The organism is Bradyrhizobium sp. G127 (assembly GCF_021502575.1).
Lineage (GTDB): Bacteria > Pseudomonadota > Alphaproteobacteria > Rhizobiales > Xanthobacteraceae > Afipia.
This window is the reverse complement of record NZ_JAKFGN010000001.1, coordinates 25718-43481: the sequence shown is the minus strand read 5'-3', so window position 1 is coordinate 43481 and position 17764 is coordinate 25718. Positions and strand designations below refer to the sequence as shown.

Annotated in this window: 14 protein-coding genes; 11 read left to right on the top strand and 3 right to left on the bottom strand. The window is 62.8% G+C overall.

The features are described from left to right. Nucleotides 1–2 precede the first annotated feature (2 nt). The 8 genes from sucC to LVY71_RS00165 all read left to right on the top strand — a co-directional run bounded on the left by sucC (nt 3) and on the right by LVY71_RS00165 (nt 9972). Nucleotides 3–1199, top strand: coding sequence for an ADP-forming succinate--CoA ligase subunit beta (gene sucC, locus LVY71_RS00200; protein WP_235097198.1), 1197 nt, complete (start codon nt 3–5; stop codon nt 1197–1199). A 4-nt stretch (nt 1200–1203) separates the two neighbouring features. Further along, the gene (sucD, locus tag LVY71_RS00195; RefSeq protein WP_235097197.1) at nt 1204–2088 is read left to right on the top strand and encodes a succinate--CoA ligase subunit alpha; all 885 of its coding nucleotides are present in this window, start codon (nt 1204–1206) and stop codon (nt 2086–2088) included. Nucleotides 2089–2223: 135 nt separating this feature from the next. Then, complete coding sequence (locus LVY71_RS00190) at nt 2224–5187, top strand: 2-oxoglutarate dehydrogenase E1 component (protein WP_235097196.1); 2964 nt, start codon at nt 2224–2226, stop codon at nt 5185–5187. A gap of 106 nt (nt 5188–5293) precedes the next feature. After that, nucleotides 5294–6550, top strand: a complete 1257-nt coding sequence (odhB, locus tag LVY71_RS00185) for a 2-oxoglutarate dehydrogenase complex dihydrolipoyllysine-residue succinyltransferase (protein WP_235097195.1) — start codon at nt 5294–5296, stop codon at nt 6548–6550. Nucleotides 6551–6554: 4 nt separating this feature from the next. Then, complete coding sequence (locus LVY71_RS00180) at nt 6555–7196, top strand: LysE family translocator (RefSeq protein WP_235097194.1); 642 nt, start codon at nt 6555–6557, stop codon at nt 7194–7196. 23 nt (nt 7197–7219) lie between these two features. Then, a complete protein-coding gene (locus LVY71_RS00175; protein ID WP_235097193.1) occupies nt 7220–7963 on the top strand; it encodes an SDR family oxidoreductase in 744 nt (247 codons plus the stop codon). A 33-nt stretch (nt 7964–7996) separates the two neighbouring features. Next, the gene (lpdA, locus tag LVY71_RS00170) at nt 7997–9400 is read left to right on the top strand and encodes a dihydrolipoyl dehydrogenase (protein ID WP_235097192.1); all 1404 of its coding nucleotides are present in this window, start codon (nt 7997–7999) and stop codon (nt 9398–9400) included. A gap of 44 nt (nt 9401–9444) precedes the next feature. Further along, complete coding sequence (locus LVY71_RS00165) at nt 9445–9972, top strand: hypothetical protein (protein ID WP_235097190.1); 528 nt, start codon at nt 9445–9447, stop codon at nt 9970–9972. 319 nt (nt 9973–10291) lie between these two features. Here LVY71_RS00165 and LVY71_RS00160 read toward each other — a convergent pair whose 3' ends face one another. Both LVY71_RS00160 and LVY71_RS00155 read right to left on the bottom strand, forming a co-directional pair. Beyond that, complete coding sequence (locus tag LVY71_RS00160) at nt 10292–10882, bottom strand: DUF4337 domain-containing protein (protein WP_235097189.1); 591 nt, start codon at nt 10880–10882, stop codon at nt 10292–10294. A gap of 96 nt (nt 10883–10978) precedes the next feature. Beyond that, a complete protein-coding gene (locus LVY71_RS00155; protein WP_502797563.1) occupies nt 10979–11890 on the bottom strand; it encodes a tyrosine recombinase XerC in 912 nt (303 codons plus the stop codon). Between the two features lie 159 nt (nt 11891–12049). Between LVY71_RS00155 and LVY71_RS00150 the strand changes: the two genes are divergently transcribed. Beyond that, a complete protein-coding gene (locus LVY71_RS00150) occupies nt 12050–14224 on the top strand; it encodes a primosomal protein N' (RefSeq protein WP_235097187.1) in 2175 nt (724 codons plus the stop codon). A 181-nt stretch (nt 14225–14405) separates the two neighbouring features. Here LVY71_RS00150 and LVY71_RS00145 read toward each other — a convergent pair whose 3' ends face one another. Beyond that, complete coding sequence (locus tag LVY71_RS00145; RefSeq protein WP_235097186.1) at nt 14406–14843, bottom strand: septal ring lytic transglycosylase RlpA family protein; 438 nt, start codon at nt 14841–14843, stop codon at nt 14406–14408. A gap of 752 nt (nt 14844–15595) precedes the next feature. Between LVY71_RS00145 and LVY71_RS00140 the strand changes: the two genes are divergently transcribed. Together LVY71_RS00140 and atpA are read left to right on the top strand one after the other, a co-directional pair. Next, nucleotides 15596–16156, top strand: a complete 561-nt coding sequence (locus tag LVY71_RS00140; protein ID WP_235097185.1) for a F0F1 ATP synthase subunit delta — start codon at nt 15596–15598, stop codon at nt 16154–16156. Beyond that, a complete protein-coding gene (gene atpA, locus LVY71_RS00135; RefSeq protein WP_235097184.1) occupies nt 16156–17688 on the top strand; it encodes a F0F1 ATP synthase subunit alpha in 1533 nt (510 codons plus the stop codon). The genes LVY71_RS00140 and atpA overlap by 1 nt, the downstream gene beginning before the upstream one ends. Nucleotides 17689–17764 lie beyond the last annotated feature (76 nt).

Sequence of the window (17764 nt, the reverse complement as noted above, 5' to 3'; positions counted from 1 at the left end):
CCATGAACATCCATGAATATCAGGCCAAGGCTGTGCTGAAGGAATTCGGCGTGCCGGTCTCGCGCGGCGTACCCATTCTCAAGGCGGCGGATGCGGAAGCCGCCGCGAAAGAACTCGGCGGCCCGCTCTGGGTGGTGAAGAGCCAGATCCATGCCGGCGGACGCGGCAAGGGCAAGTTCAAGGAAGCCTCGGCCGGCGACAAGGGCGGCGTGCGCCTCGCCAAGTCGATCGACGAGGTCAAGGAATTCGTCAAGCAGATGCTCGGCGCGACGCTGGTGACGGTGCAGACCGGCCCGGCCGGCAAGCAGGTCAACCGGCTTTATCTCGAAGACGGCTCCGACATCGAGAAGGAGTTCTATCTCTCGCTGCTGGTCGATCGTGAATCGTCCTGGGTCTCTTTCGTGGTGTCCACCGAAGGCGGCATGGACATCGAGAAGGTCGCGCACGACACGCCCGAGAAGATCGTGACGTTTTCCGTGGACCCTGCCACCGGCATCATGGGCCATCACGGCCGCACGGTGGCGCAGGCGCTCGGCCTCAAGGGCGATCTCGCCAAGCAGGCCGAGAAACTCGTGGCGCAGCTCTATACCGCGTTCCTCGCCAAGGACATGGAGATGCTGGAGATCAATCCGCTGATCGTCTCCAAGCAGGGTGAACTGAAGTGCCTCGACGCCAAGATGTCGTTCGATTCCAATGCGCTCTACCGCCATCCGGAAGTCGTCGCGCTGCGCGACACCACCGAGGAAGACGCCAAGGAAATCGAGGCGTCGAAGTATGACCTCGCCTATATCGCGCTCGACGGCACCATCGGCTGCATGGTGAACGGCGCGGGCCTCGCGATGGCCACCCTCGACATCATCAAGCTCTACGGCGAAAGCCCGGCGAACTTCCTCGACGTCGGCGGCGGCGCGTCGGAAGAAAAGGTCACCGCGGCGTTCAAGATCATCACCGCCGATCCGAACGTGAAGGGCATTCTCGTCAACATCTTCGGCGGCATCATGAAGTGCGACGTCATCGCGCGCGGCGTCATCGCCGCGGTGAAGACCGTCGGCCTCAAGGTTCCTCTGGTGGTGCGGCTCGAAGGCACCAATGTCGAGGAAGGCAAGAAGATCATCAACGAATCCGGCCTCAATGTTCTGTCGGCAAACGATCTCGACGATGCCGCGCAGAAGATCGTCAACGCCGTGAAGGGAAAGTAAGCCGATGTCCGTCCTGATCGACAAGAACACCAAGGTCATCTGCCAGGGCTTCACCGGCAAGAACGGCACCTTCCATTCCGAAGGCGCGATCGCCTACGGCACCAAGATGGTCGGCGGCACCTCGCCGGGCAAAGGCGGCACCACGCATCTCGGCCTGCCGGTGTTCGACACCGTGCAGGAGGCGCGCGACAAGACCGGCGCCGACGCGTCGGTGATCTACGTGCCGCCGCCGGGCGCGGCGGATGCGATCTGCGAAGCCATCGACGCGGAAGTGCCGCTCATCATCTGCATCACCGAAGGCATTCCGGTGCTGGACATGGTGCGCGTGAAGCGTTCGCTGTCCGGCTCGAAGTCGCGGCTGATTGGACCCAACTGTCCCGGCGTCGTGACGGCGGGCGAGTCCAAGATCGGCATCATGCCGGCCAACATCTTCAAGCCCGGCAATGTCGGTATCGTCTCGCGCTCCGGCACGCTGACCTATGAGGCGGTGTTCCAGACCACCCAGGTCGGTCTCGGCCAGACCTCGGCGGTCGGCATCGGCGGCGACCCGGTCAAGGGCACCGAATTCATCGACATTCTCGAGCTGTTCCTGGCCGACGAGAAGACCAAGTCAATCATCATGATCGGCGAAATCGGCGGCTCCGCCGAGGAAGACGCGGCCCAGTTCCTCAAGGACGAGGCCAAGCGTGGCCGCAAGAAGCCGATGGTCGGCTTCATCGCCGGACGCACCGCGCCTCCCGGCCGCCGCATGGGTCATGCCGGCGCGATCGTGTCCGGCGGCAAGGGCGATGCCGAATCCAAGATCGCGGCGATGGAAGCGGCCGGCATCACGGTCTCGCCATCGCCTGCGCGGCTTGGAACGACGCTTGTCGAAAAGTTGAAAGGCTAATTCAGTCCTTGGTTCTTTTCAGCGCGAAGTTTTGCCCCAAATAGGGTAAAAGGTGCGGCCCAAACACGATGCCGATACCAAATCGGGCGATTTTCTCCCGATTTTCCGCGCGATTTCAATCATCAGGACGCAATCATGTCTCGCCAGGACGCGAATGCCAATTTCGCTCTCACTTCGTTTCTCGACGGCGCCAACGCCACCTACATCGACGAGTTGTACGCGCGCTACGAGAAGGACCCGTCGTCGGTCGATCCGGACTGGGTGGATTTTTTCAAAAGCCTGAAGGATCAGCCCGCGGACGTTGCGAAGAACGCGCAGGGCCCGTCCTGGGAAAAGGCCAACTGGCCGGCCACCCCGAACGATGATCTGACCTCGGCGCTCGACGGCAACTGGGCCCAGGTCGAGAAGGCGGTCGGCGGCAAGATCGCCGCCAAAATGTCTGCCACGGCGCAGGCCGCTGGCAGCAACCTGACATCGGCCGATGTGCAGCAGGCGACCCGCGATTCGGTCCGCGCGCTGATGCTGATCCGCGCCTACCGCATGCGCGGCCACTTCCACGCCAATCTCGATCCGCTCGGCATCGAAGGCCAGAAGGATCACGAAGAGCTCGATCCGCGCTCGTACGGATTCACCGACGCCGATTTCGACCGCAAGATTTTCCTCGATCACGTGCTCGGCCTTGAGACCGCGACGCTGCGCGAGATCGTCGCGATCTGCCAGCGCACCTATTGCCAGACCCTCGGCGTCGAGTTCATGCACATCTCGAATCCGGCGCAGAAGTCGTGGATTCAGGAACGCATCGAAGGTCCGGACAAGGAAATCAGCTTCACCCGCGAAGGCCGCCGCGCCATCCTGATGAAGCTGGTCGAATCCGAAGGCTTCGAGAAATTCTGCGACCTGAAATTCACCGGCACCAAGCGCTTCGGTCTCGACGGCGCGGAAGCGCTGATCCCCGCGCTCGAACAGATCATCAAGCGCGGCGGCAATCTTGGCGTGCAGGACATTGTGCTCGGCATGCCGCATCGCGGACGCCTCAACGTGCTGACCCAGGTGATGGGCAAGCCGCACCGCGCGCTGTTCCATGAATTCAAGGGCGGCTCGGCCAATCCCGACGAGGTCGAAGGCTCGGGCGACGTGAAGTACCATCTCGGTGCGTCGTCGGATCGCGAATTCGACGGCAACAAGATCCATCTGTCGCTGACCGCCAACCCGTCGCATCTCGAGATCGTCGATCCGATCGTGCTCGGCAAGGTGCGCGCCAAGCAGGACCAGAACGGCGATCCGCCGGACCAGCGCATTTCGGTGCTGCCGCTCCTGATGCATGGTGACGCGGCGTTCGCGGGCCAGGGCGTGGTGGCGGAATGCTTCGCGCTGTCCGACCTGAAGGGTTACCGCACCGGCGGTTCGATCCACTTCATCGTCAACAACCAGATCGGCTTCACGACCTATCCGCGCTACTCGCGCTCGTCGCCCTATCCGTCCGACGTCGCCAAGATGATCGACGCGCCGATCTTCCATGTGAACGGCGACGATCCGGAAGCGGTGGTGTTCGCCGCCAAGATCGCGGTCGAATTCCGGCAGAAATTCCACAAGCCTGTCGTCATCGACATGTTCTGCTACCGCCGCCACGGTCACAACGAGGGCGACGAGCCCGCGTTCACCAACCCGGTGATGTACAAGAAGATCGCGACCCATGCCTCGACGCTGGACATCTACGCCAAGCGGCTGGTTGCGGATGGCGTCGTCACCGAAGGCGAGGTCGAAAAGGCCAAGACCGACTGGCGCGCGCGCCTCGACGCCGAACTCGAAGCGGGTACGGGCTACAAGCCGAACAAGGCTGACTGGCTCGACGGCAAGTGGGCGGGCCTGAAGTCCGCCGATCTCGGCGAAGATCCGCGCCGCGGCAACACCGGCGTCGCGATCGACGAATTGAAGGATATCGGCCGCAAGATCACCAAGGTGCCGGACGGCTTCCGCATCCACCGCACCGTGCAGCGTTTCCTCGACGCCCGGATGAAGGCGATCGAGAACGGCGAGGGCATCGACTGGGCCACCGGCGAAGCGCTGGCGTTCTGCACCCTGATGAAGGAAGGCCACCACGTTCGCCTGTCCGGTCAGGATTCCGAGCGCGGCACCTTCTCGCAGCGGCATTCGGTGCTGTTCGATCAGGAAGACGAAAGCCGCTACACGCCGTTCAACCACATCGGCGACAAGCAGGGCCACTACGAGGTCATCAACTCGCTGCTGTCGGAAGAAGCCGTGCTCGGTTTCGAATACGGCTATTCGCTGGCGGAGCCGAACGCATTGCCGATCTGGGAAGCGCAGTTCGGCGATTTCGCCAACGGCGCGCAGGTGCTGTTCGACCAGTTTATCTCGTCGGGCGAGCGCAAGTGGCTGCGCATGTCGGGTCTGGTCTGCCTGCTGCCGCACGGTTACGAAGGTCAGGGTCCGGAGCATTCCTCCGCGCGCCTTGAGCGCTTCTTGCAGATGAGCGCCGAAGACAACATGCAGGTCGCCAACCTGACGACGCCTGCGAACTACTTCCACGCCCTGCGCCGTCAGTTGAAGCGTGAAATCCGCAAGCCGCTGATCCTGATGACGCCGAAGTCGCTGCTGCGCCACAAGCGGGCGGTTTCGAAGCTCGAGGAGTTCGGTCCCGAGACCTCGTTCCATCGCGTGTTGCTGGATGACGCGGAGAAGGGCGGCGAGATCAAGCTTGTCGAGGACGCCAAGATTCGCCGTGTCGTGATCTGTTCGGGCAAGGTCTATTACGATCTTTACGAGGATCGCGAAAAGCGCGGCGTCAACGACGTCTATCTGCTGCGCGTCGAGCAGCTCTATCCGGTGCCGCTGAAGACGCTGGTGCAGGTGCTCGAACGCTTCAAGAAGGCCGAAGTGGTGTGGTGTCAGGAAGAGCCGCGCAACATGGGCGGCTGGCACTTCATCGAGCCCTATCTCGAGTGGGTGCTCAACCAGATCGGCGCGACCCACAAGCGCCCGCGTTATGCCGGGCGCGCTGCGGCTGCGGCGACGGCCACCGGCCTGATGTCGAAGCATCTGGCGCAGTTGAAGGCGTTTCTCGACGAAGCTCTCGGTTGACGGTTCAGATGGCCCGCGCGTGTCGCGGGCCTCTCGCCTCGTTGTTTGGATTTGATGAAAGCGCTGACGGCGAACGAGCCGCTCACGACGCAAGGGGAAAAAGATAATGGCTGAAATTCGCGTTCCGACATTGGGTGAATCCGTCACCGAAGCCACCATCGGCCGCTGGTTCAAGAAGGCCGGTGATGCCGTCGCCGTCGACGAACCCTTGGTTGAACTCGAAACCGACAAGGTCACGATTGAAGTGCCGGCGCCGTTCGCGGGCACGCTGGGCGAGATCGTCGCCAAGGACGGCGAGACGGTCGCGGTCGGCGCGCTGCTCGGCCAGATCACCGAAGGCGCAGGCGGCGCCAAGGCGGCGTCAGCTCCTGCGCCGGCGAAAGCCGCTGAACCCGCGCCCGCCAAGCCGGCGGCCCCCGCTGCTGCGGCCCCGGCGCCAGCGCAGAAATCGCCACCGGCCGATGCGCCGCAGGCTCCCTCGGTGCGCAAGCTCTCCGCCGAATCCGGCGTCGATGCATCGACCGTGCCCGGCTCGGGCAAGGATGGCCGCGTTACCAAGGGCGACATGCTGGCCGCGATCGAGAAGGCGGCGTCCGCGCCGACCTCGGTCAATCAGCCGGCCGCCGCCATTCAGGTGCGCGCCTCGTCGCCCGCCGACGATGCCGCCCGCGAAGAGCGCGTGAAGATGACGCGGCTGCGCCAGACCATCGCGCGCCGCCTCAAGGACGTGCAGAACACCGCGGCGATGCTGACGACCTTCAACGAGGTCGACATGACCAACCTGATGGCGCTGCGCGCCCACTACAAGGATCTGTTCGAGAAGAAGCACGGCAGCAAGCTGGGCTTCATGGGCTTCTTCGTGAAGGCCTGCGTGCAGGCGCTGAAGGAAGTGCCCGCCGTCAACGCCGAGATCGACGGCACCGACCTGATCTACAAGAACTACTACCACATCGGCGTCGCGGTCGGCACCGACAAGGGCCTGGTCGTGCCGGTGGTGCGCGAATGCGATCACAAGTCGCTGGCCGACATCGAGAAGAACATCGCCGAGTTCGGCAAGAAGGCCCGCGACGGCCAGCTCAAGATCGAGGACATGCAGGGCGGCACCTTCACCATCTCGAACGGCGGCGTCTATGGCTCGCTGATGTCGACCCCGATCCTCAACGCCCCGCAGGCCGGCATTCTCGGCATGCACAAGATTCAGGAACGGCCGGTGGTCGTCGGCGGCAAGATCGAAGTGCGCCCGATGATGTATCTGGCGCTGTCCTACGATCACCGCGTCATCGACGGCAAGGAAGCGGTCACCTTCCTGGTCCGCGTCAAGGAATGCCTTGAGGATCCCGCGCGGCTGGTGCTGGATCTGTAGGCCGATGAGTCTGCCGCCCGAATTCCTCGCTTTGTTCGGCGTGTTTGTGTTGGCGGCAATCGCGCCGGGCGCGGACTTCGCCTGCGTGCTTCGCGAGAGCGTGAGTTTTGGACGGCGGGCGGGAATCGTGTCGGCCATCGGTGTGGGATCGGCGATCATGGTCCATGTCGCCTACACCGTGACCGGCGTGGGTCTGATCGTTGCGCAGTCGGTCCTGATCTTCACCATCGTGAAGTGGTGCGGTGCGGCTTATCTGGTCTATCTCGGCGTCCGGTCGCTGACGGCGAGCCGCCGCTCATCTCAAGCCCTCGATAGAACTTCCGTCGCTCCCGGCGGCGGCGCGCGCAGCGTTGTCACATCGTACGGTGTGGGCTTTCTCACCAATCTTCTGAACCCCAAGGCGACGCTGTTTTTCGTTTCGCTGTTTGCCACGATCGTTTCGCATGAAACGCCTGTGATGACGCAGTTCGCCTACGGCGCCGCGCTGGCCGTGTTTCTTGCGCTCTGGTTCAGCTTTGTCGCGGTCTTCCTGACGACGCGCTCGATGCGCGCGGGCTATGAGCGGATCGGACACTGGATCGACCGCGTGACGGGGCTGGTTTTGATCGGGCTGGGCATTCGTATCGCTCTTCAAAAAGCAAACTGACGTTCGTGCGGGGATTGGTTCGGATGGATAGCGTCGCCATCGTCACCGGAGGAAGCCGAGGCATCGGCCGCGCGACGTCCTTGGCCGCGGCCAGGCGCGGCTACAAGGTCGTTGTCGGCTATGCCAGCAACAAGGCCGCCGCCGATGAGGTGGTTGCCACGATCGAAGCCAGCAACGGCAAGGCCATCGCGGTGAAGTGCGATGTCGGCATCGAGGCCGACATTCTGCATCTGTTCAAGGAAGCTGAGACATTCGGCAAGCTCGGCGCGCTGGTCAACAACGCCGGCGTGGTCGACAAGACCGCCCGCGTCGACCAAATGTCCGCCGAGCGGCTCGTCCGTATGATGAATATCAATGTCGTCGGCAGTATTCTGTGCGCACGTGAGGCGGTGAAACGCATGTCGACCACTCACGGCGGCGCCGGCGGCGTCATCGTCAATATCTCGTCCGTCGCGGCGACGCTCGGCTCGCCGGGACTGTACGTCGATTACGCCGCCTCGAAAGGCGCGATCGATACGTTCACGGTGGGCTTGGCGCGCGAAGTCAGCACCGAGGGCATTCGCGTCAACGCGATCCGCCCCGGCCTGATCGATACCGATATTCACGCCAGCGGCGGCGAGCCGGATCGTGCGCACCGGCTGGCGCATATGGTGCCGATGAAGCGCGTCGGCACCGCGGATGAAATCGCCAATGCCGTGGTCTGGTTGATGTCCGACGAAGCATCATATGTCACAGGTACGATTTTCGACGTCTCGGGCGGTCGCTGATTTCTATTTCTCTGCAAGTACAGGATTCCCATCATGGCTTCTTATGATCTCGTCATTATCGGTACCGGCCCCGGCGGCTATGTCTGCGCGATCCGCGCGGCCCAGCTCGGCATGAAGGTGGCCGTGATCGAGAAACGTTCCACCTTCGGCGGCACCTGCCTGAACATCGGCTGCATTCCGTCCAAGGCGCTGCTGCAGGCCTCGGAGCGCTACGAGGAAGTCACCCACATGCTGCCCAAGATGGGCATCGGCGTCGGCAAGCCGAAGCTCGATCTTTCGACCATGATGAAGTTCAAGACCGACGGCGTCGACGGCAACACCAAGGGCGTCGCTTTCCTGTTCAAGAAGAACAAGATCGAGCCTTACGAAGGCACCGGCCGCATCGTCTCCGCCGGCAAGGTCGAGGTGAAGGCCAACGACGGCAAGACCGAGATTCTCGAGACCAAGAACATCGTCATCGCCACCGGCTCCGACGTTGCGAAGCTGAAGGGCGTCGAGATCGACGAGAAGCGCATCGTCTCAAGCACTGGTGCGCTGACCCTCGACAAGGTGCCGGAGAAGCTGCTGGTGATCGGCGCGGGCGTGATCGGTCTCGAACTCGGCTCGGTGTGGCGGCGTCTTGGCGCGCAGGTCACCGTGGTGGAATTCCTCGATCGCATCCTGCCCGGCATGGATGGCGAGGTCGCGAAATCCTTCCAGCGTATTCAGGAAAAGCAGGGCATTACGTTCAAGCTCGGCGCCAAGGTCACCGGTGTCGACACATCCGGCAAGAAGCTGAAAGCCAGCATCGAGCCGGCTGCGGGCGGCGCTGCGGAAACCATCGAAGCCGATGTGGTGCTCGTTGCCATCGGCCGCGTGCCTTACACCGACGGTCTCGGGCTGAAGGAAGCCGGCGTCGAACTCGATCCGCGCGGCCGGGTGCAGACCGACGGCCACTTCGGCACCAACGTGAAGGGCATCTACGCCATCGGCGATGTGATCGCGGGGCCGATGCTGGCGCACAAGGCCGAGGACGAAGGCATTGCGGTTGCGGAAATTCTCGCAGGCCAGGCCGGTCACACCAATTACGACGTCATCCCCGGTGTGGTCTACACGTTCCCGGAAGTCGCCACCGTCGGCAAGACCGAGGAAGAACTCAAGCAGGCCGGCATCGCCTACAACGTCGGCAAGTTTCCGTTCACCGCGAATGCGCGCACCAAGGTCAACCAGACCACCGACGGCTTCGTGAAAATTCTCGCGGATGCCAAGACCGATCGCGTCTATGGCGTGCACATTATCGGCGCGGAAGCCGGCGAAATGATTCACGAGGCCGCGGTGCTGATGGAGTTCGGCGGTTCCGCGGAAGATCTCGCCCGCACCTGCCACGCCCATCCGACGCGGTCGGAAGCCGTCAAGGAAGCGGCGCTTGCGGTGGCAAAACGCGCTATCCATATGTGAGCACTGACCGGCATTCAGCCGGTCATGCTGGATGAAAATCCGTCATGCGCCGGCTGCTCCGTCCCCTCTGGATTCTGCTCGCGCTGATCTTTCTGCTCGAAGCGTGGCTGTGGGACCGCGTCGAGCCGGTCATCGCGCGCATCGTCGCTCTCATTCCGCTGCCGCGCCTGAAGAAATGGTTTGCCGAGAGCGTCGCGCATCTGTCGCCCGGCGCGACGCTGCTGATATTCGCTGTCCCGTTTATTATTCTGGCGCCGTTCAATCTGGTCGAGGCGTGGCTGCTGATGAAAAAGTATTTCGTCAGCGCCACGCTCCTCATTGTCCTTCAGAAAATCGTGGGCGTCGGCATCATCGCGTTCGTGTTCGACGTGACGCGCGACAAGCTGCTGCGGATGAACTGGTTCCGCAGGCTCTATGAATTCGTCATCGATCTGCGTGCCAGGGCGTCCGAGATCGTCGCGCCGTTCAAGTTCGCCATCGCGCAATGGATGGCGCGCTTCCGCCGCCGCGCGTCGCCCGGATTTATTCGGCGACTACGCCGGCGCATGCAGGCGTCGCGATCCTCGTCGTGAGAATCTGATCGGCTTGTCCCGGACGCGATGCAACCTGCAACGTTGCATCGCAGAGCCGGGACCGCCACGGCTTCTTGCGGTCCCGGTTCAGCAGCGCATCACTTCGTGCTGCGCTGCGCCCGGGATACACGACCTCCCGTTTTGGATTTTTTCAGCCAGCTCTGAGGCGGTTCGGGCATCCCTGGGCCAAAAAACGCGTATCGCAATCCGGCCGCTTTTCCGCCTTTTGCAGCGGAGTTTTCCGCCATTTCGCCTTATGCCGCGAGCGTTCGGAGCTTTTTTTCATAACGCCTTGAAAGCGGGATGAATTTCGGCGCGTCTACATTAGATGCACGGCATGCGGAGCGAACAGGCCGATCGCGGTGAATGCGATACCCGCCAGCGCCAGCAGGCCGGAGACCCAGGCCAGCGCGATCATGCCGGTGATGATGGTCGCCGAAGCCAGCACGATGCCGATCTGGAAAGCAGCCGAAGCCACCTCGTAGTGGTGATAGCGCGCCATGGCGAGGTCGCGTGCGTGTTCCGCTTCCTTGGCGCGCGCGGCCAGTTGCTCGGAGCCCTCGCCGGTCTCCGGCTCGGAGCGATAACGCGCCGCGGTCTTGGTCCAGTCGTCGATCTGCTTGGTCAGCGCGGCCTTCTGCGCGTCGTCGCCGGAAAGCCCAAGGCTGAGCTTGGCGTGTTCGGACACCGACTGCACCACGGTGCGGCGGATGCTCTTCGCTTGGAAGAAGGCCCACAGATTCGAAGCCTCGACGTTCTTGCTGATCGACTCGGTCTGGGCGCCCTTGCCGAGTGTCTCCGAGAAGGCGAGGAACAGCGCGATCACTGCAATCAGCAGTGCAATGTTCTTGTTGGAGCCGGATGCGTGTTCGGCATGCTCGGCGTGCTCCATGCTTTCGTGTGCGCCCATAACAGATCGTCCTCCCGGTCAAAACCGAGCAACGATTGACCGAACTACGGTTCGCGCGCAAGGGGCGACGCCATCGCAAGACACGACTTATTTATGTCATGCGCGCGGATGGGCCGTCTTGTAGACGTCGAGCAGCCGGTCGGCATCGACGCCGGTGTAGATCTGCGTGGTCGAAAGCGACGAGTGGCCGAGCAATTCCTGAATGGCGCGGAGGTCGCCGCCGCGCGTCAGGAGATGTGTGGCGAAGGAATGGCGCAGCGCGTGCGGAGTGGCGCTGTCGGGCAGTCCGAGTGCGCCGCGCAGCCGCTCCATGGTCAACTGGATGATGCGAGGACTGAGCGGACCGCCGCGTGCGCCGACGAAAATCGGACCGTCCGGCGCGATCGTGTGCGGACACATCGCGACATAGTCCTGAATCAGAGCCAGCACGTTTTGCAGCACCGGCACCATCCGCGTCTTGTTGCCCTTGCCGGTAACCACGATCACGTCGCCCTTGCCGGGCAAAGGCACGTCGCGCCGGACCAGACCGAGCGCTTCGGAAATACGCAGGCCTGACCCATAAAGCAGCGCCATCACCGCGGCGTCGCGCGCCCAGATCCACGGTTCGCGATTTTCACCGGCGCGGATATCGGCGTCAGTCATCTGTTTTGCCGAGGCCATTTGAATCGGCTTTGGCAGGCTCTTGCCGATCTTCGGCGCGCGGATCGCCGACAGCGCGCCGACCTTGCCCTTGCCTTCGCGCTCCAGGAATCGTCCGAACGAACGCAAGCCCGCCAGTGCGCGCATCAGCGAGCGGCCGCCGATGTCGTCGGCACGGCGGGATGACATGAAGGCGCGCACGTCGGTGGCCTCAATGGCTGCAAATTGTTTCAGGGTGACGAGGCCGCCCCAGTGCTCGCTCAGGAACACCAGGCACTGGCGCAGGTCGCGCGCATAAGCTTCCAGCGTCTTGGGCGACAGCCGCCGCTCGGCTCGCAAATGCGACAGCCACTGCGCGATCTCGGCCATCAGGTCCGGCGCGGCGCAGGTCAACTGCACTCCGCTGTCCGCTGGACGGCTTGCTTTGGCGGCCTTTGCCATCATATCCCGGATGCGTTCGATCCTTGACAGGAATCAGTTTATCGCACCCTTTTCCTTATACACCCCTTAATCTGGATTCCTCTCACCATGGCAAGACGAGTTGTCGACGTTCTTGTCCCGGTGGCCCTGAACCAGACCTATTCCTATCGCGTTCCTGACGATGTTGACCTGAAACCCGGCGACGTGGTCAGCGTGCCGCTCGGACCGCGCGAAGTCACGGCCGTAGTCTGGGCCGACAACCCGAACCCCGATCCCAGGCTGCACAACCGGCTGAAGGACACTGGCGAGAAGCTCGACGTTCCGCCACTGAAGCCCGAACTGCGCGGCTTCGTCGACTGGGTCGCCAACTACACGCTCTCGGCGCGCGGCATGGTGTTGCGCATGACCCTGCGTATGGGCGAGCATCTCGGTCCGGAGCGCGTGCGCATGGGCGTGCGGCTTGTCGGCGCGCCGCCGCAGCGCATGACCAGTGCGCGGCATCGCGTGATTGAACTCCTGTCTGATGGCTTGCTGCATGCGAAGTCCGAAGCGGCGAAGGAAGCCGGTGTCAGCGCCGGCGTGATTGACGGCCTTGTCGATGAAGGCACGCTGGTTACGGAGGCGATGCCGCGGGATCTCGCGCCGCCTGCGCCGGATCCGTCCTTTGCCGAACCGGATTTTTCGCCGGAGCAGCGCGTCGCCGCCGACACGATGAAGGAGCTCGCGTCGAAAGACGAATTTCAGGTCGCGCTGCTCGACGGCGTCACGGGTTCAGGCAAGACCGAAGTCTACTTCGAGGCGGTGGCTGAAGTCATCCGGCGCGGCAGGCAGGCGATGATCCTGATGCCGGAGATCGCGCTGACCGGGCAGTTTCTCGATCGCTTCGCGGCACGCTTCGGCGTGCGTCCGATCGAATGGCATTCCGAACTGACGCCGCGCACCCGCGCGCGCAACTGGGCGGCGGTGGCGTCCGGCGACGCGCAGGTGATCGTCGGCGCGCGCTCGGCGCTGTTCCTGCCCTACGCCAATCTCGGGTTGATCATCGTCGATGAAGAGCATGATCAGGCCTACAAGCAGGACGAGGGCGTGCATTATCATGCGCGCGACATGGCGGTGGTGCGCGGGTCAATCGCGAAGATTCCCGTGGTGCTGTGTTCGGCGACGCCGTCGGTGGAAACCGAAGTCAATGCGCGCAAGGGCCGCTACAGGCGCGTGGTGCTGCCCTCGCGATTCGGCGGCCAGCACATGCCGCATATCGAGGCGATCGATTTGAGGCGTGAGGGCCCGCAGCGCGGCAAATTCATTTCCCCGCGGCTGGCCGAAGAAATCAAGATCGCGGTGGAGCGCAAGGAACAGGCGTTGCTGTTTCTCAACCGCCGTGGCTATGCGCCGCTGACGTTGTGTCGCGCCTGCGGGCATCGCTTCGCCTGCACCATCTGCGATGCGTGGCTGGTGGATCATCGTTTCAGGCAAAGACTCGTGTGTCACCATTGCGGCTTCTCGATGCCGCGTCCGCATCAGTGCCCGCATTGCGGCGCGGAGGAATCGCTGGCCGCCATCGGCCCCGGCGTCGAGCGCTTGCAGGAAGAAGCCGCCGCGCTGTTTCCCGATGCGCGCACCATGGTGCTGTCGAGCGATCTCATCACCGACATCGAGACCATGCGCTCGGAACTGAACGAAATCGCGGAAGGTCGCGTCGACATCATCATCGGCACGCAGCTTGTGGCGAAGGGACATAACTTCCCGCGCCTCAATCTTGTCGGTGTGGTGGACGCCGATCTCGGCCTCGGCAACGGCGATCCGCGCGCCGCCGAGCGCACATTCCAGTTGCTCAATCAGGTGATCGGCCGCGCCGGCCGCGAGCAGGGCCGCGGTGTCGGCTATCTGCAAACCCATCAGCCGGAACATCCGGTGATGAAGGCGCTGGTGGCGTGCGACCGCGAGGCATTTTACGCCAGCGAGATCGAGGCGCGCGAACGTGCGCTGTATCCGCCATTCGGCCGGCTGGCGTCCTTGATCATTTCAGCAGGCGATCGCCCGGCGGCGGAAGGGTTTGCGCGCAAGCTCGCGGCCATTGCGCCGCTCGACGAGCGCATTCAGGTGCTCGGCCCTGCGGAAGCGCCGCTCGCGGTCATCAAGGGCCGCTATCGGTTTCGGATTCTGGTGAAGGCTGCGCGCGCCGTCGATTTGTCGGCCTATATGCGCGACTGGCTCGCGGCAGGTCCGAAGACAACCGGCAATCTCAAGCTCGAAGTCGACATCGATCCGCAAAGTTTCTTGTAGGGCATGATCCCGAAAGGTGGCCATCGGTTTTCGGATCAGATCATGCCCAAGCGAAGCCCGTGAAAAAGGCCGGCGCAACCGGCGCCGGCCTTTTCAACGCAACTGAACGCATACGCTACTTACGCATCAGCAAGCGTCCGCAACTTCACTGGAAGCGATGCCCCGCTTCCGGGCGCCGCGCTTACTGAACTTCTGCGACCACGCGACCGACGCCGCGGCCGGTCAGGCCGATGGCGTGAGCGGCGCCTTTCGACAAATCAAGTACGCGGCCACGAATGAAGGGGCCGCGGTCATTGACGGTGACGACCACGCTGCGGCCGCTATGCGTGACCTTGAGCTTGGTGCCGAACGGCAGGCTGCGGTGGGCGGCAGTCATGGCGTTCTGGTTGAAGCGCTGCCCTGAAGCGGTCCGGCTACCGGATTCGTTGCCGTAGTAGGAAGCCACGCCAGAGAAGCTCCGGCCGGAGCCGATCGAGGCGTTTGCGTCGCGCCAGGAAGATTTGCGTCCAGCTTCACTGGCGGACGCGCTGAGTGCCAGGATTCCGGCAGCGACCAGCGCGACAGAGGCATTCCGAATCTTCACGGGTTGCCCCGGCACGCGCTTGATAGCAGCGATCATATAGTTGTCCTCGTCTTGGTATATTCCATCCAGCTGCTGACTAAATCGAGCCAGCAGTCACGTAGCGGGACGGTTCATCCAATAATGAGGCATAAGCGCGGCAAGCAGATTTGTTCCAATATCATTGAGATAGAGAGAGTGAATAGAAACTAGCCTAAATTATTGATAGTATACTCATCAGTATCGGGCATATGATATTCTATACATTTATATACTATATAGTTTTTGTGAGTGTTGGCTTCGCCAAGTAAACCGAATTCGCTGAAATCGTTCCCGAAATGCAATACACGCAATGCTCCATGCGCTGGTCGGGTAGCTCACGGCCGCGATTTTGGATTCGGACTGCCAAAATCCGCGTTTCATGCGGTCCGACGGCGAATCGACGGATCTCGGATGAGGTATGGACGCCGTCTGAGAGGGCGGGCTTGGCGCATCCCGCCTGATGCGGATCAGTTGTGATCGCGACACGGACATACGGGTCCCGAAAAACTCCCGCGCGAGATGTTCATTGCGGTATCGGCGCTGCGACAAACCGGCGCCACGAAAAACTCATTGGCAATCGCGGTCATGTTGCACCTGCGCTCGCGCTATGTTAGCAAAACCGCGATTTTGGGCTGCTGGGTAGATCGCTCCGGCCAGGAATCGAAGTCCCGCTTGAATTCCAAGGACTTGGATCGCTTGGTGTCCTCGTGACACCACACTGGCAGCGATGGTCTTTTTCTTGGGCATTCGACAGCTAGAAGAGCTTATCTGTGGCAGCTGAAGATCCCTCCGTATCTGGCGTGTCCGGCCGTTATGCAACGGCCCTTTTCGAACTGGCGCGCGACCAGAAATCCGTCGACGCCGTCAAGGCGGATCTCGACAGGTTTTCCACGATGCTGGCCGACAGCCCCGATCTCCTGAGATTGGTGCGCAGCCCGGTGTTCACCGCCGACGCGCAGGCCAAGGCGCTTGGCGCTGTGCTTGCCAAGGCGGGCATCGGAGGCATTGCCGCGAATTTCCTCAAGGTCCTGACTGCCAATCGCCGGCTGTTCGCCGTGGATGATGTCATCAGGGCGTTCCGTGCGCTGGTCGCCAAGTTCAAGGGCGAGGCCACCGCGGAAGTCACCGTCGCCGAGCCGCTCAGCGACAAGAATCTCGACGCTCTCAAGGCCGCGCTGAAATCAGTGTCGGGCAAGGACGTCGATCTCAACGTGAAGGTCGATCCGTCGATCATCGGCGGGCTTGTCGTCAAGCTCGGCAGCCGCATGGTGGACAGCTCGCTTCGCACCAAACTCAATTCGATCAAGCACGCGATGAAAGAGGCAGGCTGATGGACATCCGCGCCGCGGAAATTTCCGCAATCCTCAAGGACCAGATCAAGAATTTCGGCCAGGAAGCCGAAGTCTCGGAAGTCGGTCAGGTTCTCTCGGTCGGCGACGGCATTGCCCGCGTCTACGGTCTGGACAACGTCCAGGCCGGTGAGATGGTCGAATTCGAGAACGGCACGCGCGGCATGGCGCTCAACCTCGAAAGCGACAACGTCGGCATCGTGATCTTCGGCGCTGACCGCGAGATCAAGGAAGGCCAGACGGTCAAGCGCACGCGCGCCATCGTGGATACGCCGGTCGGCAAGGGCCTTCTGGGCCGCGTCGTCGACGCACTCGGCAATCCGATCGACGGCAAGGGTCCGATCCAGGCGACCGAGCGCAAGCGCGTGGACGTCAAGGCGCCCGGCATCATTCCGCGCAAGTCGGTGAACGAGCCGATGGCGACCGGCCTCAAGGCCATCGACGCCCTGATCCCCGTCGGACGCGGCCAGCGTGAGCTGATCATCGGCGACCGCCAGACCGGCAAGACCGCGATCGCGCTCGACACCATTCTCAACCAGAAGCCGCTCAACGTCGCCGGCGCGCCGGAAGGCCAGAAGCTGTATTGCGTTTATGTCGCGATCGGCCAGAAGCGTTCAACCGTCGCGCAGTTCGTGAAGGTGCTCGAAGAGCAGGGCGCGCTGGAATATTCCATCGTCGTCGCCGCTACCGCGTCGGACCCCGCGCCGATGCAGTATCTCGCGCCGTTCACCGGCTGCACCATGGGCGAGTACTTCCGCGACAACGGCATGCACGCCGTCATCATCTATGACGACTTGTCCAAGCAGGCCGTTGCCTATCGCCAGATGTCGCTGCTGCTGCGCCGTCCGCCGGGCCGCGAAGCCTATCCGGGCGACGTATTCTATCTGCATTCGCGCCTGCTCGAGCGCGCCGCGAAGCTCAATGACAGTCAGGGCAATGGTTCGCTGACCGCGCTGCCGGTCATTGAAACCCAGGCCAACGACGTGTCGGCCTACATTCCGACCAACGTGATCTCGATCACCGACGGTCAGATCTTCCTCGAAACCGACCTGTTCTTCCAGGGCATCCGTCCTGCGGTGAACGTCGGTCTGTCGGTGTCCCGCGTGGGATCTGCCGCGCAGACCAAGGCGATGAAGAAGGTCGCCGGCAAGATCAAGGGCGAGCTGGCGCAGTACCGCGAAATGGCGGCGTTCGCGCAGTTCGGCTCCGACCTCGACGCGTCGACGCAGCGCCTCCTGGCGCGCGGCTCGCGCCTCACCGAACTTCTGAAGCAGCCGCAGTTCTCGCCGTTGAAGATGGAAGAGCAGGTCGCGGTGATCTACGCCGGCGTCAACGGCTATCTCGACGGCATTCCGGTCAACAAGGTGCGTGCGTTCGAGGACGGCCTGCTGTCCCTGCTGCGCGGCAAGCATGTCGACATTCTCAACGCGATCCGCGACTCGAAGGATCTGTCCGACGACAGCGCCGGCAAGCTCAAGGGCGTGGTCGAAGGCTACACCAAGACATTCGCTTAAAAGATCGTCGCCGCGCCGATTAATTCGCGCGCGGCGAAACTGGGGTTGCGATCCGGCGCGAAGCTGGATCGTCAGG